Origin of the sequence: Azonexus sp., assembly GCF_030824335.1 — a bacterium.
Taxonomy (GTDB): Bacteria; Pseudomonadota; Gammaproteobacteria; order Burkholderiales; family Rhodocyclaceae; genus Azonexus.
Window position 1 is genome coordinate 250,510 of sequence record NZ_JAVBXX010000003.1, and the last position, 25,931, is coordinate 276,440.

Sequence of the window (25,931 nt, forward strand, 5' to 3'; positions counted from 1 at the left end):
TCAGTACTTGATCCGGGCAAAATAGGTCTTCTCAGCCGCTTCCAGCGCCTGACGCACGGTGACAATGCCCATTTGTTCCAGCAGCGGGACCAATTTCAGAAAGACCTCGCCGGTTGCGACGGCGTCTTCGAGGGCATTGTGTCGCGTATCGATGGAAATGCCGAGGCGCTCAAGAATGACATCGAGCTTGTGCGATTCCTGGTTGGGATGAACCACCGCCGACAGCAGCAAGGTATCGAGCACCGGCTGGGTGAAACGCAGACCGGTACGATCCTCCTTCAACTGCAGGAAACGCATGTCGAAAGCCGCATTGTGGGCGATCAACACGGTTTCTTCACAGAAAGCATGGAAGGCCGGCAACACGATATCAATGTTCGGCTGGCCGCGCACCATGTCCTCGGTGATGCCGTGAATGGGGATGGACTCCGGCTTCAATGGGCGTTCCGGATCGACGATCTGATTGAAGGTTTCCTGCTTGAGCAGGCGGTTATTGACAATGCGCGCCGCCCCGATCTGGATGATCTCATCGCCTTTCGATGGCTCCAGCCCGGTCGTTTCGGTATCGAACACGGTGTAAGTCAGGTCGGACAGCTTGCGGTCGAGGTCTATCGTTTGATCCTCGAATTTGAACAAGTCGAAATCGTAATACTCCGGTCGGCCGGTCGCCCGGCGCTCATCCAGCAACTCGGTCTCCGGCGCCGCTACCGGCAGCACGAAGCGGAAGAATGCCCGGTGTGCCGCCTTGTCGCGCTGATACCAGATTTCGCCGCCGTGCCGGTCGATCACGTCACGCAGGGACAAGGAGGAACTCTCGCCCAGTGCCTGCATGGTCTCCATTTCCCACGTGTAGAAAGTCTCGGAGGAAATCGCCTGACCGACCCAAATCAAGTCAAGATAGGCCAATTTTCCCTCGTGACTGGTGCGGAAACGCAGATCGCGAATCTGGTAATGATCGAGCAAACGTTCGGCCAGGAAAGTCAGCGCGAAAACCAGCGAGAAACTGTCGGCCTTGATCCACAAGCTTTCATCCACATCCTCGATCTTGCTCGGCAGCTTCAGCTTGTCGTCGATCCGGCGTTGCGCAGCACTGATCACGTCGATTGCCAGCACATCTTCCAGCGGCCAGCGCGTCTTCATCGAATCGGAAAACTCGCCCATCGTGTCGTCCAGGCGCTGGCTCATGCGGGCAGCTTCGTCATCGACTACCTTGACGAAACGTTCGCGCAACTCGGGGTCCATTTCCGGGTAATCGATCAGGTTGGCCACTGCTGCGCGAATACTGCCCAGTGCCGCCCGGCTGCCTTCGGTCAGCGAATGCAGCGCCTGATCGCGCCGCGCCTCTTCTTCCAGTGTGCGGGTGATGTTCTCAACCGTCAGCACATACCCGGTCATTTTCGCTTCACCTTCTTCGTGCACGGCAGACAGCACCGGCACCATCTGGACGCGCAACAACTGGCCACCGCGCGTCGTCGTGACGAAGTTGGCCAATGCCGATTTGCCGTTACTCAGGCGCTGGCGAATGATTTCCTGCGAATGCTCAACCTGGTTCTTTTCCAGGATGGAGAAAATCGACCGTCCCAGACCAATCAGCGCGCCGCCCGCCACCGTCGTCGGACCTTGCGACAGCGCCTTGAATTGCAACCTGGCGCGATTGTTGTAGAGCAGGATACGGCCGTCGAGATTGCACACGACCACCGCTTGCGCCAACTCGGACATCAGCGCGGCCAAGCGGTTTTTCTCCTCTTCGACCGAGGCATTGGCTTCAGCAATCTGCGAATCGACATCATCCATCAAGGCATCGCGTTGCGCTGCCAGATCGTTGGCCACCCGGGCCAGTTGCTGGACTTCCGGCGGGCCATCGAGTTTGACCCGGAAATTGCGATTGGCGCCCAGCATCAAGCGCAGTTGTTCGGCCATTCCAAGCAAACCTTCGACATACTGTTTGAACAGCTTGTGCAGCACCCCGACACCGATACCAAAACCGAACAGGGTCATCATCGTGCCAATCGGCAAACGCGAGACCAGCAGATCGATCAGTATCTGACGCTCGCTTTCCCCCATGTCCACCCAGACCAGGAAGGAAGTCACGACGAATGGCCCGGTCATCAACAGACCGAGAACGACAACAGCAATAGCAAAGCGTACTTTGGCCTTCATGGCTGGTACTCCACAGCAAGCGTTTTTACGCCGCGCACGGCGTCGACCGCAGAATCGAAAGAAACGGACCCGGGACTGGAAACGAAACGGGACTCAGGCCATGCCAAGCAGGGACTTGACCTGAATCACCAGATCCTTGGTCGAGAATGGCTTGGTCACATAGGCATCGGCCCCGATGGCCAGCCCCTTGGCGACTTCCGTGTCGCGCCCCTTGGCGGTCAACATGACGATACGCAAATCCGCCTTGGCCGGATCGGCACGCAAGGCTTCGCAGACTTCGAAACCGGATTTTTTCGGCATCATGACATCAAGCAGGATCAGATCCGGTGCGAAGGAAGCCGCTTTGGCCAACGCTTCTTCACCATCGACTGCCACTGCGACATCAAAACCTTCCTTCTTCATGAGGAACTCAAGCGAGATGACGATATTCGGCTCGTCATCGGCAATCAGAATTTTTTTGGACATTTGTCCAGTCTCCCATTGTTATGCTTCCGGCACCGGCAAGGGCACCGTGAAAATGAAGGTAGCACCGGCACGCGGCGTACTTTCGACCCAAAGCTTACCACCAAAATACTCGACGATTTGCCGGCTGATCGGCAGGCCAAGACCCGTTCCCTGGGGCTTGTTTGTCAGCGTGTTTCCGCCCTGGCGGAACTTCTCGAAAATGACCGAGCACTCCTCCGCACTCAAGCCAGGACCGTTGTCGGCGACCGCCACCCGGACCTCGTGCGCACCGGCAGTCACGCTGACCCGGACCACACCATCGCCCCCCGGTACAAACTTGACAGCATTGGACAACAGATTGACCACGACCTGCGTCAGGCGGTCGCGGTCAGCCAGCACACACGGCAAATCGGCAGCAATCTCGTCGTCGAGACGCACCGCCTTTTCCCGGAAAAGCTGGCCCAGTACGACCATGGCATCGCGTACCACTTCCCCGATATCGACTTCGGCCGTCGTCCACTCGGCTCGCCCGGACTCCAGCTTGGCCATGTCGAGAATCTGGTTGATCAAACGCGTCAGGCGCTCGGTCTCACTGACGATAATGGCCATGAAGCGCGTGCGGTCGACCAGTTCCATCTGGGGGTCTTCGTGCAACATTTCGGACAGGGCGCGAATCGACGTTAGCGGGGTGCGCAATTCATGCGTCACCGTCGAGATGAAATCGTCCTTCATGCGATCCAGTTCGCGCAGACGCTCATTGGCTTCGCGCAACTCGCTTGTCGCCACCTCCAGCGCCAGTTGCTTGGCCTCCAGTTCGCGGCTATAGGCGCGAACCTGGGTTGCCTCATCAAGAATATCCAGCACCTCCTCCAAGCCCAGGTTCTCCTCACGCGTCACGCTGGAGACCATAACCCGCGCACTGGCCGAGCCGATGGCACCAGCCAGTTCGGCTTCGGCGAAATGCACGAAGGCCGCGTCGGGCGGCAAAACCTGCCAGTGTTCAACGCCGCGCATCTGCGCATAGGAAACCAGTTGCTGCTGAGCCCGCAAGGGCCCGAGAAAGCGCTCGAGCAAATCGACCAGATCCTTGACTGAGGCATCGCCGCGCCACAAGCGGGTATCGGGGCCGCGCTGGGCATGCCGGAAAACATCGACAAAACGCTCGGCCTGCCCGGCTTCAACAACCCCCGGCACGCTGTTCAACGAAACCACCACGTAGGCACCGAGATTGGCCAGCAGACTCCACCACAGGCAATGTGAAATCTCGTCCAGTCCGCTCAAACCGAATAAAGCCTGCGCCTTGAGCCAGCCCAGACCGAACAGGCCGTGCTCGACGAAGCCATTGGCAATCCAGCCCGATTTGGCAAACGACGGCAGCAGCAAGGTATAAAGCCAGACGGCGAAACCGGCGAGCAAACCGGCCAGCGCACCGGCCCGCGTCCCCTGCTTCCAGTACATGCCGCCAAACAGCGCCGGGGCGAACTGGGCCACAGCGGCAAAGGAAATCAGCCCAATGCCAACCAGCGCATAAGCTTCGCCGGCCGCACGGAAATAGATGTAACCGAGCAACAGGATCAGGATGATGGCGACCCGCCGAATGCCGAGCAGCAAGCCGGAAAGATTGCCCCTTTTTTCCATTTTCAGCCAGGTCGACCGCAACAAAATCGGCATCACCAGATCGTTGCAAATCATTGTCGACAACGCGATGGTTTCGACGACGACCATACCGGTAGCGGCCGACAGACCACCAATGAAAACCAGTAGCGCCAACGACTCGGCACCTTGGGAAAGCGGCAGGGTGAGGACGAAAGTATCGGGATTGAAATTCTGCCCGCTGAAATGCATCAAACCACCCAAAGCCACCGGCAGCACGAAGATGTTGATCAGCAGCAGGTAGAGCGGAAACAGCCAGACCGCCCGCTTGAGATGCGACTCATCGACATTTTCCACCACCATGACCTGAAACTGGCGCGGCAGGAAAACAATGGCCAAACCGGAAAGCAGGACCATCGCCGTCCATGTCCCGGCCCGTGCGGAATCCAGCTCCAGCAAGCCGACCAGTTCCGGATGCGTTGCCGCCCGCTGAAAAAGATCGGAAAATCCGCCATACATGCCATAGGTGACGAACAGACCAACCGCCACGAAAGCGAACAGCTTGACCACTGACTCGAAGGCAACAGCAGCCACCATGCCTTCGTGGCGCTCCGTGGCATCGAGATGGCGGGTCCCGAACAGGATGGTGAACAAGGCCAGCACGGCAGCCACCAACAAGGTCGAATCGATACCCCACAACTGGATGGCATGCCCCGGCCGGTCAAACAGCACATCCAGACTGGCGGCCACCGCCTTGAGCTGCAAGGCGATATACGGCACGATGCCGATCACTGCAATCACCGTCACCAGGCCAGCCAGCAACTGGCTCTTGCCATAACGCGAGGCGATGAAGTCGGCGATGGAGGTGATGCGCTGCGCCTTGGCGATACGGATCATCTTGATGATGACCCCGACGCACATCAGCATCAGCGTCGGACCAAGGTAGATGGTCAGGAAAGACAGCCCGCCGGAAGTGGCGCGGCCGACACTGCCGAAAAACGTCCAGGAGGTGCAGTAGACCGCAAGTGACAGGGCATAAACGTTGGCTGAGATGATCGACTTGCCCGCATCCGCCCGCGCATCGCCAAAACGGGCAACGGCAAAGAGGAGCCCGACATAGGCGGCAGACAAAAGCGCGATGAACCAGCCGGAAAGCATCTAGGCATTCCGCCGTTCAGCGATCCAGGCGGCCAACGCAATCAAGCCGGCCCAAACGCCGAAAAGGTAAAACACAATCATCGGGATACCCGCCAGGCTGCCTTTCGGCAAACCGAGCAACGGGTAAGTCAGCAGAGGAATACCGCACAAGCCGATCGCCGCCAGGCGCTGCCGGGTTGGACTACCGCGTTTCACCAGATACCCCCTGTAAAAATAAAAACGGCTGACACGCCAAGCGTGCCAGCCGTTATGCCATGCAGTCTGTTAGACCGCCTTAGCCCTTGAGTTGCTCAAGGATCGCCGGGTTTTCCAGCGTCGAGGTGTCTTGCGTCAGTTCCTCGCCCTTGGCCAGGCCACGCAGCAGACGACGCATGATCTTGCCCGAACGGGTCTTCGGCAGGTTGTCACCGAAGCGGATGTCCTTCGGCTTGGCGATCGGACCGATCTCCTTGCCCACCCAGTCGGACAGTTCCTTGATCATCTTCTTGGCATCGTCACCGGTCGGGCGCTGGCCCTTCAGCACGACGAAGGCGACGATGGCTTCACCGGTCAGATCATCCGGACGGCCAACCACGGCAGCCTCGGCAACCAGCGGATTGGCAACCAGAGCGGATTCGATTTCCATCGTACCCATGCGGTGACCGGAAACGTTCAGCACGTCATCGATACGGCCGGTAATGGTGAAGTAACCGGTGTCCTTGTCACGGATCGCGCCGTCGCCTGCCAGGTAGTACTTGCCCTGGAAGTCGGCCGGGTAGTAGGACTTGACGTAGCGTTCGTCGTCATTCCAGATCGTGCGGATCATCGACGGCCACGGCTTCTTGCACACCAGGATACCGCCTTGACCCCACGGCAGATCGGCACCGGTCTCATCGACCACGGCGAACTGGATGCCCGGGAACGGCAGCGTGCAGGAACCCGGCACCAGCGGGGTTGCGCCCGGCAGCGGGGTGATCATGTGACCACCGGTTTCGGTCTGCCAGAAGGTATCGACGATCGGGCAACGACCGCCGCCGACATTGTTGTGGTACCACTCCCAGGCCGCCGGATTGATCGGCTCACCGACCGAACCGAGGAGGCGCAGCGACGACAGGTCGAAGCTCTTCGGATGGATTTCCGGCTTGGTATCGCATGCCTTGATCAGCGAACGGATGGCGGTCGGCGCGGTGTAGAAAATGCTGACCTTGTGATCCTGGATCATCTTCCAGAAACGGCCGGCATCCGGGTAGGTCGGCACGCCTTCGAAGACGACTTCGGTGGCACCGCAAGCCAATGGGCCGTAAGCGATATAGGTGTGACCGGTGACCCAGCCGATGTCAGCCGTACACCAGAAGACATCGGTCGGCTTGATGTCGAAAGTCCACTGCATGGTCATGATGGCGTGCAGCAGATAGCCGCCGGTAGAGTGCTGAACACCCTTCGGCTTGCCGGTGGAACCCGAGGTGTAGAGCAGGAACAGCGGATGTTCTGCGCCAACCCATTCCGGCTCGCAGGTTTCCGGCTGATTGGCCAGACCGTCGTGCAACCATTCGTCACGGCCGGCAACCATGTTGCACTCAACGCCGGTGCGCTTGAAGACGACAACACCCTTCAGGGATTCGCAACCGCCCATGGCCAGGGCTTCGTCGGCAATGGTCTTCAGCGGCAAGGCCTTGCCGCCGCGGAACTGGCCGTCAGAGGTAATCAGCAACGTGGCGGCAGCATCGTTGATACGGTCGCGCAGTGCCTGAGCGGAGAAGCCGCCGAACACGATGGAGTGCGGCGCGCCGATACGGGCGCAAGCCTGCATGGCCACTACGCCTTCGATGGTCATCGGCATGTAAATGACGACGCGATCACCCTTCTTGACACCCTTGGCCTTGAGCAAATTGGCCATCTTGCAGACCTTGACCAGCAATTCCTTGTAGGTCACCTTGGTCACGTCGCCGTTGTCGGCTTCGAAGATGATGGCGACCTTGTCGCCCAGACCGGCTTCGACCTGACGGTCGAGGCAGTTGTAGGAAACATTCAGCTTGCCGTCGGCAAACCACTTGAAAAACGGAGCGTTGGACTCGTCCAGCACCTGGGTGAACGGTTCCTTCCAGGTGATCAGTTCGCGGGCCCGCTTGGCCCAAAAACCTTCGTAGTCGGCTTCTGCTTCCGCGCACAGCGCCTTGTAGGCGTCCATCCCCGAAACCGCCGCGTTCTTGACCATTTCGTCAGACGGATAATAAAACTGCACGGACTCATTCGACATATTCTTCTCCTCTGCGGTACTTCGCATTTATGTTGAAACAACCGATCGGATCTCGGGGAAAACCCCGGGATGTAGTAAAGCCGTACGCACTGGAATTGACACACTCCCCAGTCCAGCGCCGAACCGGCATTACACGTCGATAATCTTACAAACGCCTTACGAAATCACGCTGCGGCGCAGCATTTCCGCTTATCGGGAACCGTCCTGCAGTCGCGTGATAAACTCCGGCCTTCCATAACAACCCACCATGACGATGAATTCCCCTGTCAAGTCACTTGAAACTTTCATCTTCGCCAGCCGCTGGATTCAGGCTCCGCTCTACGTCGGCCTGATTGTTGCCCAAGTCGTGTATTGCTGGCTGTTCATGATCGAACTGAGCCATCTGGTTACCGGTGCCTTCAGCTCGCAGCACATGAGTGAGGCTGATGTGATGCTGGTGGTTCTTGGCCTGATCGACGTGGTGATGATCGCCAACCTGCTGGTCATGGTCATCGTCGGCGGCTACGAAACCTTTGTCTCCCGCCTCGATCTCGATGATCACCCGGACCAGCCGGAATGGCTGTCGCACGTCAATGCCGGCGTCCTCAAGATCAAGCTATCGACTGCCATCATCGGCATTTCGTCGATCCACCTGCTGAAAAGCTTCATCAATGCGGCCAATCTGTCAGAGCACACATTGATGTGGCAGGTGATCATTCACGTCGTATTCCTTTTCTCTGCCCTGGCCATGGCGCTTGTCGACAAGACCATGACCCAGACTCTCGCCCTGCAACATCAAAAAAACCATTGATTCGGAGTTGTGCATGACCGCCATCAAACAGGAAGACCTGATCCAGTCCGTCGCCGATGCTTTCCAGTACATCAGCTACTACCATCCGCTCGATTACATCAAGGCACTGGGCGAAGCCTATGACCGTGAGGAATCCCCTGCCGCCAAGGACGCCATCGCCCAGATCCTGACCAACTCGCGGATGTCGGCCGAAGGCCATCGTCCGATCTGTCAGGACACCGGTATCGGCATGGTCTTCATCAAGGTCGGCATGCAGGTCACCTGGCCGGATGCGACGATGAGCATCCAGCAGATGATCGATGAAGGCGTGCGTCGCGCCTACGGCAATCCGGACAATCCGCTGCGCGCCTCGGTGCTGGCAGACCCCGCCGGTGCCCGCAAGAACACCAAGGACAACACCCCGGCCGTCGTGCATTTCGAAATCGTTCCCGGCCATCACGTCGAAGTGATCTGTGCGGCCAAAGGCGGCGGTTCGGAAGCCAAGTCCAAGTTCGCCATGTTGAATCCGTCCGACGACCTGGTCGACTGGGTGTTGAAGAAGATCCCCGAAATGGGCGCCGGCTGGTGTCCGCCCGGCATCATCGGCATCGGCATCGGCGGCACGCCGGAAAAGGCCATGCTGCTGGCCAAGGAATCGATCATGGCACCGGTCGACATCCATGAACTCAAGGCCAAGGCGGCCACCGGCGCCAAGCTGACCCGTCCGGAAGAACTGCGCCTCGAACTGATGGAAAAGATCAACGCCCTCGGCGTCGGCGCCCAGGGCCTCGGTGGCCTGACCACCGTGCTCGACGTCAAGGTTCTGGATTACCCCTGCCACGCCGCCAACCTGCCGGTTGCGCTGGTGCCGAACTGCGCCGCGACCCGCCATTGCCATTTCCACCTCGACGGCTCCGGCCCGGCCAAGCTCGAAGTGCCGAAACTCGAAGACTGGCCGGCCGTGACCTGGACGCCGGACCTCAAGTCGGCCACCCGCGTCGATCTGAACACGCTGACCAAGGACGAAGTCGCTGCCTGGAAGCCCGGCCAGAAACTGCTCCTGAACGGCAAGATGCTGACCGGCCGCGATGCCGCGCACAAGCGCATTGCCGACATGCTGGCCAAGGGCGAAAAGCTGCCGGTCGACTTCACCAACCGCGTCATTTACTACGTCGGCCCGGTCGATCCGGTGCGTGACGAAGTCGTTGGACCAGCCGGCCCGACCACCGGCACCCGCATGGACAAGTTCACCCGGATGATGCTCGAACAGACCGGCCTGATCTCGATGATCGGCAAGTCCGAGCGCGGCCCGGTTGCCATTGAGGCAATCAAGGACAACAAGTCGGCCTACCTGATGGCAGTCGGCGGCGCTGCCTACCTGGTCGCCAAGGCGATCAAGTCGGCCAAGGTGGTCGGCTTTGCCGACCTGGGCATGGAAGCGATCTACGAGTTCGACGTCGAGAACATGCCGGTGACCGTTGCCGTCGATTCCTCCGGCGTCAGCGTGCACGAAACCGGCCCGAAGGAATGGCAGATCAAGATCGGCAAGATCCCGGTCAAGACCGCCTGATTTTCTGCTGCCCCAGCCAAAGCCGTCCGTCATCCGGACGGCTTTTTTCGTACACTTCCCGGTCTCGGATGCGGCAAATTCCCCATTTATTCCGGTCGACCGCAACTAGCGAGCAAATCCTGAAGAGGTACGCCGGCTTCTCCTCTACCCGACAATCCTATCAGACGGAATTATCCAGCCACTTCAGCAAACAGGTGTAAAAGCTGTCGGGATCAACCGGCTTGGCAACATGATCATTCATGCCAGCATCCAGACAAGCCTGACGATCTTCGGCAAACGCATTGGCTGTCATCGCCAGAATGGGCGTTGAAGCATATCCCGGCAACGCCCGTATGGCCCGCGTTGCAGTCAAGCCATCCAGTTCTGGCATCTGCATGTCCATCAGGATCAAGGCATAGCAATTAGCTTGTGCCATCTTGACGGCCTGCTGCCCATTTTCGGCGAAATCAACGTTCAGGCCACAATACGCCAGGATTTCGCCAGCAACCTCACGATTGATTTCTTCATCCTCAGCCAGCAGTACACGCGTACCGTGATATTTCTTCTGGATGAGTGCCGCAGCGCTTCCCTGGGCGGGCACATCGGGCATTTTTGCCTCGACCAACGCCGTCGCCTTGCCCAGCCTGACGGTCAACCAGAAAATGCTTCCCCCTTGCGCCCGTGTTTCGATCCCGACTTCACCGCCCATCAATCGCGCCAGATGACGATTGATGACGAGGCCCAGCCCGGTGCCGCCAAAACGTCGGGTAATGCTGCTGTCGGCCTGCTCAAAGTTGCTGAACAGTCGGGTCTTCTGCTCCTCTGTCACACCAATGCCGGTATCTTCGACGCTGAAATTCAGTAACAACGTCTTGCCATCCTCCTCGATAATCCGCCCACGCAAGGCGATTTCACCGGCATCAGTGAATTTGACGGCATTACCCAGATAATTGAGGAGCACCTGGCGCAGACGGGTGACATCGCCATTCAGAATATTCGGCAAATGGTCGGTATCGATGACGAAACGCAGCCCCTTTTCCGCGATTGCGCCCCCCATCAAGCCACAGATGTCCTCAATCAAGGCATTCAGGTTGAAATCCGCGTGCTCCAATGTCAGCTTGTCAGCCTCGATCTTGGAGATATCCAGGATGTCATTGATGATTGCCAGAAGATGATTGGAAGCACCGACAATCTTGTGCAGCTTTTCTTGTTGCTCGACATTCAGCTGGCCTTTTTGCTGCAGCGTATAAGCAAGCCCTGTAATGGCATTCATCGGGGTGCGGATTTCGTGGCTCATGTTGGCCAGGAAAGCACTCTTGGCACGATTGGCGGTTTCCGCTTCCTGAACGCGTTTCTCCAGTTGCTGATTGAGATCGGTAATCTGGGCTGTACGCTGAGCAACCAGATTTTCCAGATGACAACGGTAGTTATCCAGCTCGGCCTCGGTTCGCTTGCGCTCGGTGATATCCATCGCGACCACATGAAAAACCGGAGCGTTATCGGCCAGCACGACCTCAAGGTGGATATAGGCCGGCGTCGTCTGTGACGCACTGGCAGTCAGGGCCAGATCGCAGGTTTTACGGCCAGGAATGGCATGCGCACTGACTAGCACGCTATTGAAATCCGATTTTGCATTCAGCCCGATGAAATCCGCAAAACGGCGGCCAATCAAGGAGGAGCGATCAGCGCCAAGAAGGCGCGCACCGGCCAGATTGACGCGAACGATAGTGCCTGGCCGGTCGATGGTGAAATATCCCACCGGTGCAAAATCATACAACTCGGTATAGCGGCTCAATGCGCTTTCAAGTGCCGACTGGGTTTCTGCCAGTTCGCTGTTCTGCATTTCCAGCTCGATCTGATGCACCTGGAGTTCGTGCACCAGACGCGGCAGTTCAGCGCTATTCTCGGCGCGCAGTGCCTCAGCCTTTCCGACGGCAAGGCGCGCCTCGGCAATACGGCGCAGTTCGAGGCCATCGCCTTGAAGGGTCATGATTTTTCCTTGAGTGGTCGACCGCTGGCTCTCAGCTCTGCCTCCAGTTGTTTGGCACGACTGATGTCGTTGCAGGTAATGACAATGCCGTCAATGACATTTTCCAGTGTCCGGTAAGGCATGATCTTGACCTGAAACCACCGATCATCCTTGGTAACGACCTCCCGATCCGAATAGGCCAGCGTCCGCAGCACCTCTTCGGCAGTAGCCGGCAACTCGGGATAATCGAGATCGGTGACGATATCCGACAAGGCTCGCCCCACATCACTCGGAATCAGCTTGAACAGACGAGTCGCCTGCGTCGTGAAACGCCGGACATGCAATTCGTTATCAAGAAAAACGGTCGCGATATCGGTGCTGTTGAGGAGATTCTTCATATCGTTGTTGGTGCTTGAAAGCTCGTCCACCTTGGATTGCAGTTCGACATTCACTGTCTGCAACTCCTCATTCAGGGACTGCATTTCCTCCTTCGAGGTCGTTAGCTCCTCATTGGCCGACTGGAGCTCTTCATTGGTGGATTGCAACTCTTCGTTGGCTGATTTGAGCTCTTCCTGAGAGCTTTGCATCTCCTCGCGCAACGTCTGCACTTCCTCATGCATCCGAACGAGCGACAGCTCCAGTTCGGCTTCACGCTCCCCCCGTTTGCTGTCATCTTTTTCGCCTGCAATGGCCAATTGTTGCGGTCGACTGGCCACATCGGCAAAAACCAGCATCACCATGCCACTCAGTTCCGCTGGTTCGGCGATTGGCTGCACCGTCAGATCGACGACCTGCACGCGCTCACCGGAAGCGATGGAAAGATTACGGCAGATAACGGTTTCGCCCGTTCGTAGCGCCCTGGGTAACGCCAGAGAAATTTCCTGGCGCAACCCTTCGCGGGCCATCGCGTGGATATTCCAGTTCACCTTGCCAGCCGCCGGTTCCAGGTACTTCCCGGTGCGCCCGCTGATATAGACCAGATCGCCAGTAGCCGTAACCAGCACGGCGGCTGGTGAGAATCGCTGCAGCAGCAAGTCGTTGGCAAGCGTCTGCAGATTCGCGGTAACGTGTTCGGGCGTGCTGTCCATGGTGGGCTCACTTTTTTTGGTGAATTCGCGGGTCGGGAATTCAAGGGACTTGGCGCGCAGCAGATTGTCGCTGCGCCGGAACAACCGCGCCTTGCTTTCCAGTGGTGCAAAGAGTTCGGTAAAACTACCGATCGACTCGGCACTGCCGAGCATCAATATCCCACCCGGCTTGAGGCTATAGTGAAACAAGGGAAATACCCGTTTCTGCAACTCGGGGCCAAGATAAATCAACAAGTTACGACAGGTCAGGATATCGAGCTTGGTAAACGGCGGGTCAATGATCAGATTCTGCGGCGCGAACACCACCATCTCGCGAATATCCTTGCGTACCCGGTAAGTACCGCCCTCATCGATGAAGAAACGTTTCAGGCGCTCCTCGGACACGTCACTCGCAATGTTGGCGGGATAGACGCCACGCCTCGCCTTTTCGATGGCATCGGGGTCGAGATCGGTGGCGAATATCTGCAAGGTATAAGGAGCATGGTGTTGCAAGTCAGCCAAGGTTTCGCGAAAGGCGATAGCCAGCGAGAAAGCTTCTTCACCGCTCGAACAGCCAACCACCCAGGCGCGTAGTGCAGCCCCGTCAGGATAGGCAGCCAGCAGATCAGGCAGCACGACTTCCTGCAAATAAGCCCAGATTGCCGGATCGCGAAAGAAACTGGTGACACCGATCAGCAATTCCTTGAACAGCAGATCGCACTCCTGCGGGTTCTCTTGCAGGTAGCACACGTAGTCAGCAATCCGCTCAAGTTGATGGATAGCCATACGGCGCTCAATCCGCCGGTAAACCGTGGTCTTCTTGTAAAGCGAGAAATCGTGCCCGGTACGGGCGCGCAACAGAATGCAGATTTTGTCGAATACCGATTTCTGCTCGACTGTTTCGGTTTCCTTGGGAAGCTTGCCGAGCACAGCCGAGCGCAAATGATGCAGCGACTCGATCAGTTGCTGCGGCAGATCTTCAGGCACGCCAACGATGTCAGCCAGACCGGCAGCGATCGCACTCTTCGGCATGCTGTCGAATTTTGCGCTTGCAGGTTGCTGAACCAGCGTCCGGCCACCGTGTTCCTTGATGGCGCGCAAGCCAAGCGTACCGTCCGAACCCATGCCGGAAAGGATGATGCCGATAGCCTGCTCGCCACGATCCTCGGCCAGGGCATGAAAGAAAAAATCAATCGGCAAGCGCAACCCCCTTGGTGCAGATGGCTCAAGCAGATGAAGGCTGCCATGCAGGATGGAGATATCGGAGTTGGGAGGAATGACATAGACGCAATCAGGCTTGATCTTCATGCGATTCTTCACCTGCGTCACCACCATCGGCGTCACCCGCTGCAGCAGTTCGGACAGCATAGCCTTGTGGTCAGGATCAAGATGCTGGATGACAACAAAAGCCATACCGCTGGCCGGGGGAACATGGCTGAGAAACTGTTCCAAAGCATCAAGCCCGCCAGCCGATGCACCGATGCCCACAACAGGAAAGCCAGGCAGACGCAAGGACGCACCGGCTGTGCTCACGACACCGCTGCGGCTACGCCTGATGGTTTTCGCCAACATCAACTTTCTCTATTCATATTGCTTTTATCATTGAATCAGATTATCACCTTTCGCAGCATCACCCCCGAACGATGATGCACGGCTCACCGGCAAGGCTTGCCACAGATTGACAGCCAAGCCGCGAGATGAGGATAATCCGCCCGATCTGCGGGAGAGAGAGCACCGGATTTCCGGGCTCCGCCGAAGGCGCAAACTCCCATAATCGCTCAGGCACATTGAACCGCAGAAATGATTCGCCGGCTGGAGAGAAGTTTCGAGCATCAAGATGCTCGCAAACTCACCGAAGGGGCAGGCCCTCGCAGGGCTCAAACTCTCAGGTAAAAGGACAGGGGGAGAGGCGTCACAGAAGCATCCGACTCGGGGCTTCTGCTCTTTGACGGAGTCTCTCCCATGCTAGAAAGTCTCGCCCTCGTTTTTCAGCCCCTCGCGACCAAGCAATTCGATCTGCTGCTGGTCATCTACCTGATCGCCATCACCACCGAAGCCATGTCCGGCGCACTGGCCGCAGGACGTCGCAACATGGATATTTTCGGCGTCGCCGTGATTGCATTCGTCACCGCGCTGGGCGGTGGAACGATCCGGGATGTCGTACTTGGCAACTACCCGATTGGCTGGACGCAACACCCCGAATATGTGTATCTGGTCGTCCTCGCCGGACTGGCCACCATCCTGCTCGCCCGCTTCATGCACCACATGAAAAGCATCTTCCTGATGCTCGATGCGATGGGCCTGGTCGCCTTTTCGCTGATTGGCTGCAATGTGGCCCTGCAACTGGAATACCCGGTAGTCGTCATCATCATGGCCGGCATGATCACCGGCATATGCGGCGGCATTCTGCGCGATGTCCTGTGCAACCAGCTCCCGGTGATCTTTTGCCGCGAGCTTTACGCCAGCGTCTCGCTCTTTGTCTGCATCCTGTTTCTGGCCATGCGTTCGCTGGGCGTCGACGCCGACCTGAATACCCTGCTGTGTTTTGTCCTCGGCTTTGGCTTTCGCATGCTGGCGCTACGTTTCAGCTGGAAGCTCCCGACGTTTTCCTACCAGCAACGTTGGGATTAGCCGCAACGCCATCCATCGCCGCCCCCGGCAAGGCCAGGTAAACCAACGCTTGCCTGCATTGGAAAATAGCCTTGCTGCATGTACAGTCCGCACCTTTCCCGTTACCACCCGAACCACCATGAAACAAGCCAAACGCAGAACCCGCTACCCGGACATCTCCTTTCCCGCTGAACTTGATGCCATCGTCGATGCAGAAGTTCAGGACAAGGGATACAGCAACAATACCGAAGCCATGCAGGCATTCACCGCTTATTTACGGCGTGCCGTGGCATTTGAGCAGAAACAGCGATACGGTCGCTGAATGAAACAAACAAAAGGCCAACACTGTGTTGTCCTTTTTCACTTTTCGTGATCAGTCCGTCGTTTTAGCTCAATTTCTCCGGTCGACCGCAATATTTCTTGTATTTCTCGCTGCTACCTCAGATTCAGTCAATTTAATTAATCGCCCCACAAAGATCTACCACATGTAACTCATAAGGACCTGACTGAGGAAAAAAAGCCTTCCGTAAATCGATAGCGTAAGCAAGCTTGCACCCATCCGGCGAAAGTCTTTGGGTTTCTTCGGAAATCCATCCAGAATCAATTAACCTCACCCCACCATTTTTTGTTCTCTGATATAAACCCATTGGATTGGATCTAGCAGATCTTGCGACAATACCGTCCCGATAGGGAATAACTCCAGAATAATTAAAAAACTGCCAATCTCCATTCCGTTGGAAGATAAAAGCCTCCTCCACTTTTCCATCTGGATACAACCACCACAACCCACCATACTTTGTCCCACTGTCCCGCAGCGCAACCAAGTAAGCATTGCGAAATGCTTCATAACGCAAATCAATTATTTGGTAACCCTTATCCAACCATTTGGCAAATGGCGCCCGATCAATTTTGATTGGGCTATCCTCACGGCCCGGCGGATAAATCGCCAGCGGACCGTAATCCCCTTCGTTCTGTTGCATCGCCAGCCAGCCGTGCGCTGGTTGCAAACGAGCCATCCAGACCTGGCGATTGTTCATCTCCTTTTCTTCCCTGGCCTTTCTTTCCCGCCAGAGTTCCCTTGCAGCCACCGCAGCATTTAAATCAGGCAAGCAATTCTCTGGATCGATCGGAACAGACTTTTGAATTACTTCCTCGCCGAAACGACCATAGAACAAATCCGATTCTTCATTTATTGGACACTGCCCATCCCGGACAATACGACGGCGATAACTGACATTCCCGTTCACATAACAAAGACCCTGTATCCCAAGATCGCTATACCGGCTCAGCTTTTGTGTCCGCGTATCGAAAATCGCCAAGTGCTGAAGTGATGCCTTGTTAGTATTGGGAGGCTCACCCACATGACAAAACTCACCGCCATGAGCGAGAAAAAGCACACGATCATCATCCAGCCAAAATATTTTCTTATTACCTGGTATAACATTTTCAGCGCCACTGTTCATCACCAATGGCGCACCAAGAGAACAAGCGCTCAGCAAGACAAGAATCCCCAAATAAAACGCCTCACGAATCCGCCAGAAATTTCTCATTCCGCACATTCCTTCGAGAAACATCACCAAACTCCCGGTTGAATACAGCAATTACTGTGCAGCTTCAGCACACAAATCAATCACACGCAAAACATCTTCGCGCAAATGAGGCGGTCCCTCCCCTTCCTTGCGCATACCAAATGCCAATTTGCATCCACCGGGAGATACCGTTGGTTCAATAAGCAAACTCACATCCCTCCGGTATATCAAGCTTCGCGTGCCATCAGGTTTGACTTGGTAGAAGCCTTTGTTGTGCTCCTGATTAACCAACACCCCCTCCTTGACCGGAATTAATTCCGGCTTCCATACAGAACGATGCGTCAAAACATGCTCAAGCTTGCCATTGGGATATAACCACCACAATCCTGTAATCACCGCATCAAACAACTGAATTCCTGCTGTCGATTCGTAGGGCGTTTTCTCTACTTTCGATTTGTAGGAAGCTCTCAGCAGATAGGCACCACGGAAGGTTTCATAATGCAAAAAGTTGACCCAAGCATCCTGAGTCAGCCAATCGACGAAGGGTGCCCGGTCGATCAAAATCGGTTTGCTCTCACGCCCCGGCGGATAAACGGCCAACGGCCGGCGGTCATGCCCCTCATCCAACACGGCCAACCAGCCATGACTTTTGTTCAAGCGAATCATCTTGATTCTGCGTTTGTTTTTTATCAGTTCATCAAGCGCGATCTGGGTTGCCCAGTCCTCCTCCGGGTCATTCGATGGCCTGGGCAGGCAGGTTTCCGGGCTGATCAAGGTTTTCGGCTGTACCTTTTCCTCACCCAAACGGCCATACACACGTTCCCATTCGTCCCGCAGGCATTTGCCATCGGTCAGCACTCGCTGGAAATACGCGATATTTCCATTGGCATAACATGGCGCATCGATACCGATCGCACTGTGGAAGGTCGTCTTTTGCGTTCGGGTATCGAAGATGGCCAGACGATTGAGTTCCAGCCCCCGATTGCGCTTGGGCTGGACGGAGCGCGGCATCAGGCTGTCACCCAGTTGCACCGCCTGCGGCTTGTCATGCGTCGAAGGGATAATCCGCTCACAGAAGGTGCCGCTCCTGGTGGGAAACATCACCCGGTGTTCATCCATCCAGCGTATTCGATATGGCGAAACAATGGCAAGGTCGCTGTCCAGGATGACAGCCTCAGCCTGCACGGCGCATGGAAACAGCAGCAAGCTTCCCAGCATTAGCAGGCTTGCCCGCCATCGATTCACTTGGTTTTTTACGCGCGGCTGCGGATCAATCCGCGCCGAATCTCCGAGCGAGTATTTGCCGCGTGTCTTGTGTTGCATGATCGTACCCCTATACACCTCTGGCATTTAAATCATTACTCAACGATTGGAACATCCGTCAAAGACGTTAAGATAATATTGGCTCTTACTGCTCATGCTGAGACTTGGAGCTATTCCATAAGCAAATTTACAACCATTTGGCGAAATAATCCCTCTCTGGTACCTGGGGGTATTGTAAAAAGACAATGAAACTCCTTTATCAACCAGGGAAAGATGCTGCTTTTCACCCACAAGATAAAATCCAGACCCCCCACCATCACCATTCTTTGAATAAGGCCTATAAACCAATAATCCATTTTTAAATGGAAACACATTACCACTCACCACGGAGCTCCAACTTTCTTTCCGTTTGTAACTTATAACCCCCTCAATTCTTCCATCTGGAAATAGCCACCAGACTTGCCCATCTTTAGTAGGCGTGCCATTTACACTCCCCTTGGGTACTCCTTCTAGACCTATTAAATACGCTTTTTTGTATTCAAAATAACCAACGAAATCAATTTCATACCCAAGCCAAAGCCACATCGAAAAAAAATCAACATTTAAATTTATTGGGTTGTTTTCACGACCCGGTGGATAGATTTTCGTAGGGTAATGCCCATTTTCCTTCTGAATTTCCAAAAAACCATCTTCCGGTTTCAAATAAACCACGCGAACCGATCGATTATTCAGCGCTTTTTCTTGTTGAACGAATTCTTTCTCCCTGATTTTTTTAGTACTGAAAAATGAATTGGGTTTGATCTGACAAGTTTCGCTATCAACCCAATGACCATCCTGAACCGCACTCTCATTTCCAAAACTACCAAAAACCAATTCGCGCTTGCTACTATCACACTGATTTTTATTTCTTAGATAAGCCGAATTTCCATTTGAAGAACAAATCAATCTATAAACATCCAAATCTTCATGCCATGTAATTTCTCTTGTCCTGGTATTGAAAATACCTATTTGGCGCTTCCTCCACTTGCTCTCTCTCGGGTTTTGTGGAGTTGCAGCATCATGGCAATATTTGTCAGAAAGATTGGAAAAAATCACTCGATCATCATCAAGCCACATCGATGACGCGAAGTAATCCAGGACTACGCCACTTTCAATAACTCGAGGATCTCTTTCTTCAGAAAAAAAATCAGGAAGAAAAAGTACGAATATCAAAATAAAAACAAAAATGGTTTTTTTATTCATAAACCAGCGCCCAGTGTTTTTATCACTCATTTTTTTCCCCGAATCTGAAAACACCGCGATTACCGGAGCACATCGGTACACAAATCAATCACACGCAAGACATCGTCACGCAAATGTGGCGATCCTTCCCCTTCTTTGCGCGTACCAAATGCCATCTTGCATCCACCAGGAGATAGCGTTGGTGCAATAAGCAGGTTCACACCCTTGCGGTATATCGACCTTCGCGTCCCATCGGGTTTGATTTGGTACAAGCCTTCGCTGAAATGCTTGACCAATACCCCCTCCTTGAAGGGGATTAGCTCCAGCCCAAAAGCGCCACGATGCGTCAAAACATGCTCAACCCTGCCATCGGGATACAGCCACCAAAATGCCGTGATCACAGGATTAATCTGTCCCGCCATCTCCGGCCGGTACTCTCCACTCAGCAGGTAGGCACCACGGAAGGTTTCATAGCGCAGGAACCTGACTTGAGTCGCCCTCTTTTCATCTTGCGTCAGCCAATCGATGAAGGGCGCCCGGTCGATGAGAATCGGTTTGCTCCCGTGCCCCGGCGGATAGATTGCCAGCGGCCGATAGTCGCGAGCCTCCAGCGACATTGCCAACCAGCCGTGGGCCTTGTTCAAGCGGATCATCTTGATTGTGCGTTTGTTTTTTACCAAGGCATCATCAAGCCCGACCTGGGTTAGCCAGTCCTCCTCCGGGTCATTCGACGACTTGGGCAGGCAGGTTTCCGGGCTGATCAAGGTTTTCGGCTGTACCTTTTCCTCACCCAAACGGCCGTACACACGCTCCCATTCCTCCCGCAGACATTTGCCACCGCTCAGCACTGGCTGGAAATACGCAATATTTCCGTTGGCGTAACATGGCGCATCGATACCGACAGCCCCCTGGAAGCTCGTCTTTTGCGTGCGGGTATCGAAAATGGCCAAACGATTGAGCGCCACCCCCTGATTGCGCTTGGGCTGATCGGAGCGCGGCATGAGGCGGTCCCCCGATTGCAGCATCTGCATTTTGTCATGCGTTGAAGGGATATTCCGTTCACAGAACGTACCGCTTTTGGCAAGAAATATCACCCGATGCTCATCCATCCAGCGCATCCAATATGGCGTAGCAATCGCAACATCGCTGTCCAGGATGACAGCCTCAGCCTGCACGGCGCTTGGAAACAGCAGCAAGCTTCCCAGCATTAGCAGGCTTGCCCGCCATCGATTCACTTGGTTTTTTACGCGCTGCTGCGGATCAATCCGCGCCGAATCTCCGGCCGAGCATTTGCCGCGTGCCTTGTGTTGCATGATCGTATCCCCCTGGCGGTGACGGGCTGGACTAACGCGACGCACGCCTATGCCCGGCAAGCGTAGCCTAGCCGAACATTAAATGCTTTGGGAATATCACTTTGGTGCTACTGCACCATTCGCCCTATGCCGGGCGAGACCGCCAGATCAGCGGAGAAACGATCCGGGCGATTGCCCGGATCGGCATATTTAGTTCAATTTTTCCGGTCGACCGCAACATTGCTTGTATTTCTTGCCGCTGCCGCAGGGACAGGGGTCGTTGCGACCGGATTTCGGTTCGTCGTGCTGCACCGTCATCCCGCCACGCTTGGCGCGCCAGAAGTTGTACAGCGTCTGCACGATGACCGGCAGGTTGTCCTGGATATCGCCCATCAGGCGGGCTTCCTCGGCGGGCAGGAACCAGCGTTCGCCACTTTTTTCGGCATCTTCCTTGAGCATGCCGTTGAGCATGAACAGCGGCTCGAGCAGTTCAGACAAGTCGTCGGCGTGCTTGCCGGCCAGTTCGTACCAATCGCCGCCGAGTCCGGCACCAAAGACATAAGCATCGGCCCAAGCGGCAAAATCGTATTCTTCCGAGCCTTCATCCACCGGGTAAAGCAACGGCGATATGGTTTCATCGGCCAGCAGGGATTGCGCGATGTCGTTGTTCAATCGAATCAACAATTCGACCGTTTCCCCAACCACTGGATCGTCAACCTTGCTGGCGGCGGCGCCGAGTACCTCTGGTAGCCAGACGGCCGGCTGAATCGGCTGCGGACTGCTGACCACAGCGCAGATCAATGCCTGCGCTTCGTCCAGACGCATCGACTCTTCGCCAAAAATTTCTGCCTCGAGCAATTCTTCAAGCCGGTCGAGATCGGCTTCGGTCAATGGATTCGGGTTCATTTCACTTATCCTCGGGAATAGTTGAATCATAGCCCAGATTGCCGTTCCCCCCGGAAGACTGGGCGCGTGACTGCATGAATCGAGCCGGCGATACGCCAAAGGCGCGTTTGAACATGGCGGAAAAAGCCGCCTGACTGGCGTAACCGAGTTCGCTCGCAACCTCACCGCAAGCCCGCCCCCGGCCGATCAGGTCGAGTGCTCGGGCCAGGCGTAGCTGCTGACGCCAGGCGCCGAAGCTCATTTTCAGTTCGCTGGCGAACAGCCGGGCCAGCGTCCGTTCGCTGGCGCCGACGCGAACCGACCATTCGGCCAACGAAAGTTTGGCCGCCGGATCCTCCATCAAGGCGCCGCACAAGGTTTGCAGACGCCGGTCGCGTGGCAAGGGCAAGCCCAGCGACAATGGGGGCGCGCGACTAATTTCAGTCAACAACAGACGAATCATCAACTCACGACGCTCGTCCTCTTCCTCCGCCAATGCGCTGATTGCTTCAATCAAGGCGCGCATCAGATCGGATACTTCAACCACGGAACAAGCGTCGAGCGGTAATGGTGCAGCCTCGGTCGCGATGTAAATGGTACGTAACTCGACCTGGCCGAGCATCACCACTTCGTGCTCGATCTGTGGCGGAATCCACACCGCACGGAAGGCCGGGACAAGCCAGGCCATGCCTGCAGCCGCGATGCGCAAAGCACCACGTAGCGGAAAAGCCAGTTGCGCCCAGTCGTGGCTGTGCAAGGGTACGCGCACGTCGGACGGCAGGCTGCGCAGGTTGACGGTCAGCGGCTCGGCGACAGTAGGTGCCCGGCGGGGGCAGGGATCGAAGGGGAGATGTGTCAGCATTGCGATAATTTTTGTCCTATTATCGAATTTACGTCAAGTAGCACGTCGCTAAACTGCAAGCACACGCATTTCTTCTGCTGCCGACATGAGTACTACTGCCCTTCCCCCACCTGTTACGCACGATATCGAAACCATTTCGCTGATCGGTTTCGTACATGGTGTCTCGCACTTTTTTCATCTGCTGCTGCCACCACTCTTCCCATGGCTGATGGTGGATTTCGCACTGAACTTCACTGCCGTTGGCACGACGATGACAGTCTTTTTCGTCATTTCCGGTATCGGCCAGGCTGCGGCAGGATTCTTCGTTGACCGCTTCGGTGCCTTCCGTGTTCTCGCCGCCGGCATCTGCTGTTTCATACTCGCCGGCATCGCGCTGCATTTCGCCAACGGCCTGCCCGGACTACTCATCGCTGCCGGGCTCGCCGGTCTGGGCAACAGTGTTTTCCATCCAGCCGATTTCACCGTGCTCAACCGTCATGTCTCACAATCCCGGCTCGGCCACGCTTTCTCGGTGCATGGCCTGTCCGGCAATCTCGGCTGGGCTGCTGCACCGGTGTTCATGACAGGAATTGCCGCCGTATCCGGCTGGCGCGATGCCGCCCTCGCCGCCAGCCTGCTGGCACTCGCCGCGCTGGCTGTACTGTTCTGGCGTCGCCAGGCCATTGCCGATCCGCGTGGCGAATACGCCAGTCGGCCACCGGAAAAAGCCGTACCGCCGCTGGCCTTCCTGCGCGTACCGGCGGTCTGGCTGTGTTTCCTGTTCTTCTTTCTGATCACCGCCGCCTTCGGTGCCATCCAGAATTTTTCCAGCCCGATCCTGCAGGCACTTTATGGCCTGAGCCTGGCAAGCGCAGCCAGCGCCTTGTCGGCCTACTTGCTCGGCGGCGCAGTCGGTATCGTGCTCGGAGGCTTTCTCGCGCAGAAAAATGCACACGACTGGCTGATCGCTGCGGCCCTCGGCATCGCCGCACTGCTCGCATTACTGCTCGCCAGCAGCCTTCTACCCGCCTGGAGCATGCTGCCGCTGATGAGCGCCATCGGCTTCTGCACCGGCATCGCCGGCCCATCGCGTGATCTGCTGGTGCGCCGGGCTGCCACGGCGCGCTTTGGTCAGGCGGCATTCGGACGCATCTACGGTTTCGTTTATTCCGGGCTGGACCTCGGCTTGGCCTTGGCGCCCTTGCTGTTCGGACGATTGATGGATGCCGGAAATTTTACGGAGGTGCTATTTGGCATTGCCGGCTTCCAGATACTGGCCATTTTCACCGCCCTGCGGGTTGGTCGGGCCGGCTGAATGAAGCTGGCCTGGCGGACGCCCCCCCGCATGACATGGTGGGTGGATAGCATAGGGAGAATGGCGTGCAACGAAGTCAGATGTTACGGAACAAACTGCCATCTCCCCGTGAGTTCCCGCCGATTTCGCCCCCCCGTTTTTTCCGGTCGAAATGCATCAGCGCCAAAGCACTCACCCAGACGGTCGCACCGACTCCGGCAAGGAAACAAAGGATGATAAGCAGTATGTTGGTATCCATTGAACAAAAATACCATTTGAATAGATTGCCAGGCAATTACCAAAAATAGGTATATGACAACGTAGCAAAAAATCATCCTTGTAAAGTTCGATTTCTGGACTAAAGTGAAAGTGCACAGCACGTTGTTTCACCGAAAGGAAATGAATCATGTGTGTAGTAACGCAAAGAAACAGGCCGATGATGAATCCGGGAATTACCAAGGCAACACGGGCTGAAGATTCAGCCGAGGATGATCCGCCGCAAATCGGTCGGCACTGAACGGAGAGCGTTACGGTGCCAGCAGAAAGGCCAGCAAAACAGCTGGCCTTTTTCTTGGTCCTTCCTTCTTGGTCCTTCGTTCTGAGCGCTGAATTCAACAACATCCGGCGGGCAAGAAATGCCCGATGCTTGAAAAATACATCAGGAAAACCAGGGCAGCGTTACAAACCGCGCGCCCAGAGAGGCCGCAGTCGCGCTTCCTGCGGTCGTTCAATCGCTTGCCTGACCTGCGCCAACAGTCTTTCCTTATCCGCTCCCAAGGTGCCTTTCAGGATCAGGGCATTGGAGGCGTGATCGCTGCGAAACACGGTACGCGTCAACGTCAAGCGCGAGAGAAAATCTTCCATTTCAGTGAACAAGGCCTGTTGGTCAAGCGGTTCCCACTGAGGAAAATCCGCACGAAAACGCTGCTCGCCTTTCGGAAAACTGACCACCAGGGTGGCAAGGTATTCAGGCTGTGTCAGATTCGCCAGCTTCGCGGAGTTGACTGCGTGCTGGTGGGTGTAGACCTGCCCGCCCAAGCCATTGAGGATCATCACGGAACGGGAGATACCTGCGTTTCCCAATTTTTCCAAAGCCTCGCAGGTCGTAGCGAAGCTTTCTCCCTTGGTAACCAAGGCCAGGACTTCATCGTCGCCAGATTCGGCACCGACATAAACCATTTTCAAACCAGCCGCCGCCAGTTCGTCGATTTCCTGCTGCGACTTTTTCCTTAAATTTCGCGGCAGGCAATACGAAGAAATCCGGCGCACCGCCGGTAGATGGGTATGGATTGCCTCAAGTACGGTCAACAAGCGTTTGGTCGGCAAAACCAGTGCATCGCCGTCCGCCAGAAAGACACGCCGGATATCGTTACCATAGCGTTCACCTGTCAGGCGGATACTCTCCAATACCTCGGCTTCTTCACGGGCGCGGAATTTTTTCTGCGGCGCGGTGTACATCTCGCAGAAAGTGCATTTGTTCCAGGAACAACCATCAGTGAGCGGCAGGATCAGCGATTCAGCCTCACTCGGCGGCCGGTAGACCGGCTCGACGTAGCGGATCGGGATCATGCGCCGCCGACCTTGGCAAGAAAGGCTACCGGCACTACCGCCTTGCTCCGTGCCGCGTAGTCGAAAAAGACGATGCCATGCTTGCCACGCGCCACTTCGCGCCCGCTCGCCAGGTCGGACAAACGCCAGAGCAGATCGCAACCGTGGTTGTGAAAGTCGCCGGCAGCGAATTCAATCCGCAAGGTCTCGCCGTGAAACGCTTCGGAACGATACTGTGCTGCGACATCGGCAACGATGACACCAACGCCTTCGACGTCGAGTTCGGAATAACCGAGTGAGCGGAAGAAGCGGACCCGCGCTTCCGAGACCAACATCAACAATGCGGCGTTATCGAGGTGATTGCCATAGTTGATGTGGTTAATATAAATAGGCACTTCGGTGGAAAAAACGAAGTGTTCAGGCAGGTCGATCTTGATGCGCGGCATGATCATCCGGTTCGTGACAGAAAAGCCGTATTTTAGGCCTTCGACAGCCGAACCGTGACG

Annotated in this window: 20 protein-coding genes and 1 riboswitch; of the genes, 5 read left to right on the top strand and 15 right to left on the bottom strand. The window is 56.1% G+C overall.

Annotated features, from left to right (window positions below; all coding sequences use genetic code 11):
- The 5 genes from RCI20_RS01110 to acs form a co-directional block, all read right to left on the bottom strand.
- Positions 1 to 2,157, bottom strand: coding sequence for an exonuclease domain-containing protein (locus RCI20_RS01110; RefSeq protein ID WP_306602625.1), 2,157 nt, complete (start codon positions 2,155 to 2,157; stop codon positions 1 to 3).
- Between the two features lie 93 nt (positions 2,158 to 2,250).
- The gene (locus RCI20_RS01115; RefSeq protein WP_306602626.1) at positions 2,251 to 2,622 is read right to left on the bottom strand and encodes a response regulator transcription factor; all 372 of its coding nucleotides are present in this window, start codon (positions 2,620 to 2,622) and stop codon (positions 2,251 to 2,253) included.
- A gap of 18 nt (positions 2,623 to 2,640) precedes the next feature.
- Positions 2,641 to 5,352: a sensor histidine kinase gene (locus RCI20_RS01120; RefSeq protein ID WP_306602627.1), complete on the bottom strand. Its 2,712-nt coding sequence runs from the start codon at positions 5,350 to 5,352 to the stop codon at positions 2,641 to 2,643.
- Entirely contained in the window at positions 5,353 to 5,547 is a 195-nt protein-coding gene (locus tag RCI20_RS01125) for a hypothetical protein (protein ID WP_306602629.1), read from the bottom strand.
- Positions 5,548 to 5,626: 79 nt separating this feature from the next.
- Positions 5,627 to 7,588, bottom strand: a complete 1,962-nt coding sequence (gene acs / locus RCI20_RS01130) for an acetate--CoA ligase (protein WP_306602630.1) — start codon at positions 7,586 to 7,588, stop codon at positions 5,627 to 5,629.
- A gap of 247 nt (positions 7,589 to 7,835) precedes the next feature.
- Between acs and RCI20_RS01135 the strand changes: the two genes are divergently transcribed.
- Complete coding sequence (locus tag RCI20_RS01135) at positions 7,836 to 8,378, top strand: TIGR00645 family protein (RefSeq protein ID WP_306602632.1); 543 nt, start codon at positions 7,836 to 7,838, stop codon at positions 8,376 to 8,378.
- Positions 8,379 to 8,391: 13 nt separating this feature from the next.
- Entirely contained in the window at positions 8,392 to 9,927 is a 1,536-nt protein-coding gene (locus RCI20_RS01140) for a fumarate hydratase (RefSeq protein ID WP_306602633.1), read from the top strand.
- 160 nt (positions 9,928 to 10,087) lie between these two features.
- Here the strand turns inward: RCI20_RS01140 and RCI20_RS01145 are convergent, their stop codons facing one another.
- Both RCI20_RS01145 and RCI20_RS01150 read right to left on the bottom strand, forming a co-directional pair.
- Entirely contained in the window at positions 10,088 to 11,896 is a 1,809-nt protein-coding gene (locus RCI20_RS01145) for a response regulator (protein ID WP_306602634.1), read from the bottom strand.
- On the bottom strand, positions 11,893 to 14,514 hold the full coding sequence (locus RCI20_RS01150; protein WP_306602635.1) for a chemotaxis protein CheB: 2,622 nt from the start codon (positions 14,512 to 14,514) through the stop codon (positions 11,893 to 11,895). Before RCI20_RS01150 ends, RCI20_RS01145 begins: the two co-directional genes overlap by 4 nt.
- A 138-nt stretch (positions 14,515 to 14,652) precedes the next feature.
- Positions 14,653 to 14,747: riboswitch (glycine riboswitch) on the top strand.
- Positions 14,748 to 14,958: 211 nt separating this feature from the next.
- Between RCI20_RS01150 and RCI20_RS01155 the strand changes: the two genes are divergently transcribed.
- Together RCI20_RS01155 and RCI20_RS01160 are read left to right on the top strand one after the other, a co-directional pair.
- Positions 14,959 to 15,573 carry a trimeric intracellular cation channel family protein gene (locus RCI20_RS01155; RefSeq protein ID WP_373691449.1) on the top strand — a complete coding sequence of 205 codons (615 nt, stop codon included), beginning with the start codon at positions 14,959 to 14,961 and terminating at the stop codon, positions 15,571 to 15,573.
- 118 nt (positions 15,574 to 15,691) lie between these two features.
- Positions 15,692 to 15,874 carry a hypothetical protein gene (locus RCI20_RS01160; RefSeq protein WP_306602637.1) on the top strand — a complete coding sequence of 61 codons (183 nt, stop codon included), beginning with the start codon at positions 15,692 to 15,694 and terminating at the stop codon, positions 15,872 to 15,874.
- Positions 15,875 to 16,007: 133 nt separating this feature from the next.
- Here the strand turns inward: RCI20_RS01160 and RCI20_RS01165 are convergent, their stop codons facing one another.
- The 6 genes from RCI20_RS01165 to RCI20_RS01190 all read right to left on the bottom strand — a co-directional run bounded on the left by RCI20_RS01165 (position 16,008) and on the right by RCI20_RS01190 (position 22,604).
- The gene (locus RCI20_RS01165; RefSeq protein WP_306602638.1) at positions 16,008 to 17,126 is read right to left on the bottom strand and encodes a hypothetical protein; all 1,119 of its coding nucleotides are present in this window, start codon (positions 17,124 to 17,126) and stop codon (positions 16,008 to 16,010) included.
- Positions 17,127 to 17,153: 27 nt separating this feature from the next.
- Complete coding sequence (locus RCI20_RS01170; protein WP_306602639.1) at positions 17,154 to 18,404, bottom strand: hypothetical protein; 1,251 nt, start codon at positions 18,402 to 18,404, stop codon at positions 17,154 to 17,156.
- A gap of 39 nt (positions 18,405 to 18,443) precedes the next feature.
- Positions 18,444 to 19,616 carry a hypothetical protein gene (locus tag RCI20_RS01175; protein ID WP_306602640.1) on the bottom strand — a complete coding sequence of 391 codons (1,173 nt, stop codon included), beginning with the start codon at positions 19,614 to 19,616 and terminating at the stop codon, positions 18,444 to 18,446.
- A 29-nt stretch (positions 19,617 to 19,645) separates the two neighbouring features.
- Entirely contained in the window at positions 19,646 to 20,878 is a 1,233-nt protein-coding gene (locus RCI20_RS01180) for a hypothetical protein (protein ID WP_306602641.1), read from the bottom strand.
- 189 nt (positions 20,879 to 21,067) lie between these two features.
- Positions 21,068 to 21,763 carry a YecA family protein gene (locus RCI20_RS01185; protein ID WP_306602643.1) on the bottom strand — a complete coding sequence of 232 codons (696 nt, stop codon included), beginning with the start codon at positions 21,761 to 21,763 and terminating at the stop codon, positions 21,068 to 21,070.
- Position 21,764: 1 nt separating this feature from the next.
- Positions 21,765 to 22,604, bottom strand: a complete 840-nt coding sequence (locus RCI20_RS01190) for a helix-turn-helix domain-containing protein (RefSeq protein WP_306602644.1) — start codon at positions 22,602 to 22,604, stop codon at positions 21,765 to 21,767.
- A gap of 85 nt (positions 22,605 to 22,689) precedes the next feature.
- Here RCI20_RS01190 and RCI20_RS01195 point away from each other — a divergent pair, with 85 nt between their 5' ends.
- Entirely contained in the window at positions 22,690 to 23,898 is a 1,209-nt protein-coding gene (locus RCI20_RS01195; protein WP_306602645.1) for an MFS transporter, read from the top strand.
- 657 nt (positions 23,899 to 24,555) lie between these two features.
- On the opposite strand, the gene RCI20_RS01200 is transcribed toward RCI20_RS01195, so the two are convergent.
- Positions 24,556 to 25,446 (bottom strand): radical SAM protein, encoded by an 891-nt coding sequence (locus RCI20_RS01200; RefSeq protein ID WP_306602646.1) that lies wholly within the window; start codon positions 25,444 to 25,446, stop codon positions 24,556 to 24,558.
- On the bottom strand, positions 25,443 to 25,871 hold the full coding sequence (locus RCI20_RS01205) for a thioesterase family protein (RefSeq protein WP_306602647.1): 429 nt from the start codon (positions 25,869 to 25,871) through the stop codon (positions 25,443 to 25,445). Before RCI20_RS01205 ends, RCI20_RS01200 begins: the two co-directional genes overlap by 4 nt.
- Positions 25,872 to 25,931 lie beyond the last annotated feature (60 nt).

What these genes read in the sequence shown, in the direction of transcription:
- RCI20_RS01110 (WP_306602625.1), bottom strand. Translation starts at nt 2,157, where the DNA reads ATGAAGGCCAAAGTACGCTTTGCTATTGCTGTTGTCGTTCTCGGTCTG.
- RCI20_RS01115 (WP_306602626.1), bottom strand. Translation starts at nt 2,622, where the DNA reads ATGTCCAAAAAAATTCTGATTGCCGATGACGAGCCGAATATCGTCATC.
- RCI20_RS01120 (WP_306602627.1), bottom strand. Translation starts at nt 5,352, where the DNA reads ATGCTTTCCGGCTGGTTCATCGCGCTTTTGTCTGCCGCCTATGTCGGG.
- acs (WP_306602630.1), bottom strand. Translation starts at nt 7,588, where the DNA reads ATGTCGAATGAGTCCGTGCAGTTTTATTATCCGTCTGACGAAATGGTC.
- RCI20_RS01135 (WP_306602632.1), top strand. Translation starts at nt 7,836, where the DNA reads ATGACGATGAATTCCCCTGTCAAGTCACTTGAAACTTTCATCTTCGCC.
- RCI20_RS01140 (WP_306602633.1), top strand. Translation starts at nt 8,392, where the DNA reads ATGACCGCCATCAAACAGGAAGACCTGATCCAGTCCGTCGCCGATGCT.
- RCI20_RS01145 (WP_306602634.1), bottom strand. Translation starts at nt 11,896, where the DNA reads ATGACCCTTCAAGGCGATGGCCTCGAACTGCGCCGTATTGCCGAGGCG.
- RCI20_RS01150 (WP_306602635.1), bottom strand. Translation starts at nt 14,514, where the DNA reads ATGTTGGCGAAAACCATCAGGCGTAGCCGCAGCGGTGTCGTGAGCACA.
- RCI20_RS01160 (WP_306602637.1), top strand. Translation starts at nt 15,692, where the DNA reads ATGAAACAAGCCAAACGCAGAACCCGCTACCCGGACATCTCCTTTCCC.
- RCI20_RS01165 (WP_306602638.1), bottom strand. Translation starts at nt 17,126, where the DNA reads ATGTTTCTCGAAGGAATGTGCGGAATGAGAAATTTCTGGCGGATTCGT.
- RCI20_RS01170 (WP_306602639.1), bottom strand. Translation starts at nt 18,404, where the DNA reads ATGCAACACAAGACACGCGGCAAATACTCGCTCGGAGATTCGGCGCGG.
- RCI20_RS01175 (WP_306602640.1), bottom strand. Translation starts at nt 19,616, where the DNA reads ATGAGTGATAAAAACACTGGGCGCTGGTTTATGAATAAAAAAACCATT.
- RCI20_RS01180 (WP_306602641.1), bottom strand. Translation starts at nt 20,878, where the DNA reads ATGCAACACAAGGCACGCGGCAAATGCTCGGCCGGAGATTCGGCGCGG.
- RCI20_RS01185 (WP_306602643.1), bottom strand. Translation starts at nt 21,763, where the DNA reads ATGAACCCGAATCCATTGACCGAAGCCGATCTCGACCGGCTTGAAGAA.
- RCI20_RS01190 (WP_306602644.1), bottom strand. Translation starts at nt 22,604, where the DNA reads ATGCTGACACATCTCCCCTTCGATCCCTGCCCCCGCCGGGCACCTACT.
- RCI20_RS01195 (WP_306602645.1), top strand. Translation starts at nt 22,690, where the DNA reads ATGAGTACTACTGCCCTTCCCCCACCTGTTACGCACGATATCGAAACC.
- RCI20_RS01200 (WP_306602646.1), bottom strand. Translation starts at nt 25,446, where the DNA reads ATGATCCCGATCCGCTACGTCGAGCCGGTCTACCGGCCGCCGAGTGAG.
- RCI20_RS01205 (WP_306602647.1), bottom strand. Translation starts at nt 25,871, where the DNA reads ATGCCGCGCATCAAGATCGACCTGCCTGAACACTTCGTTTTTTCCACC.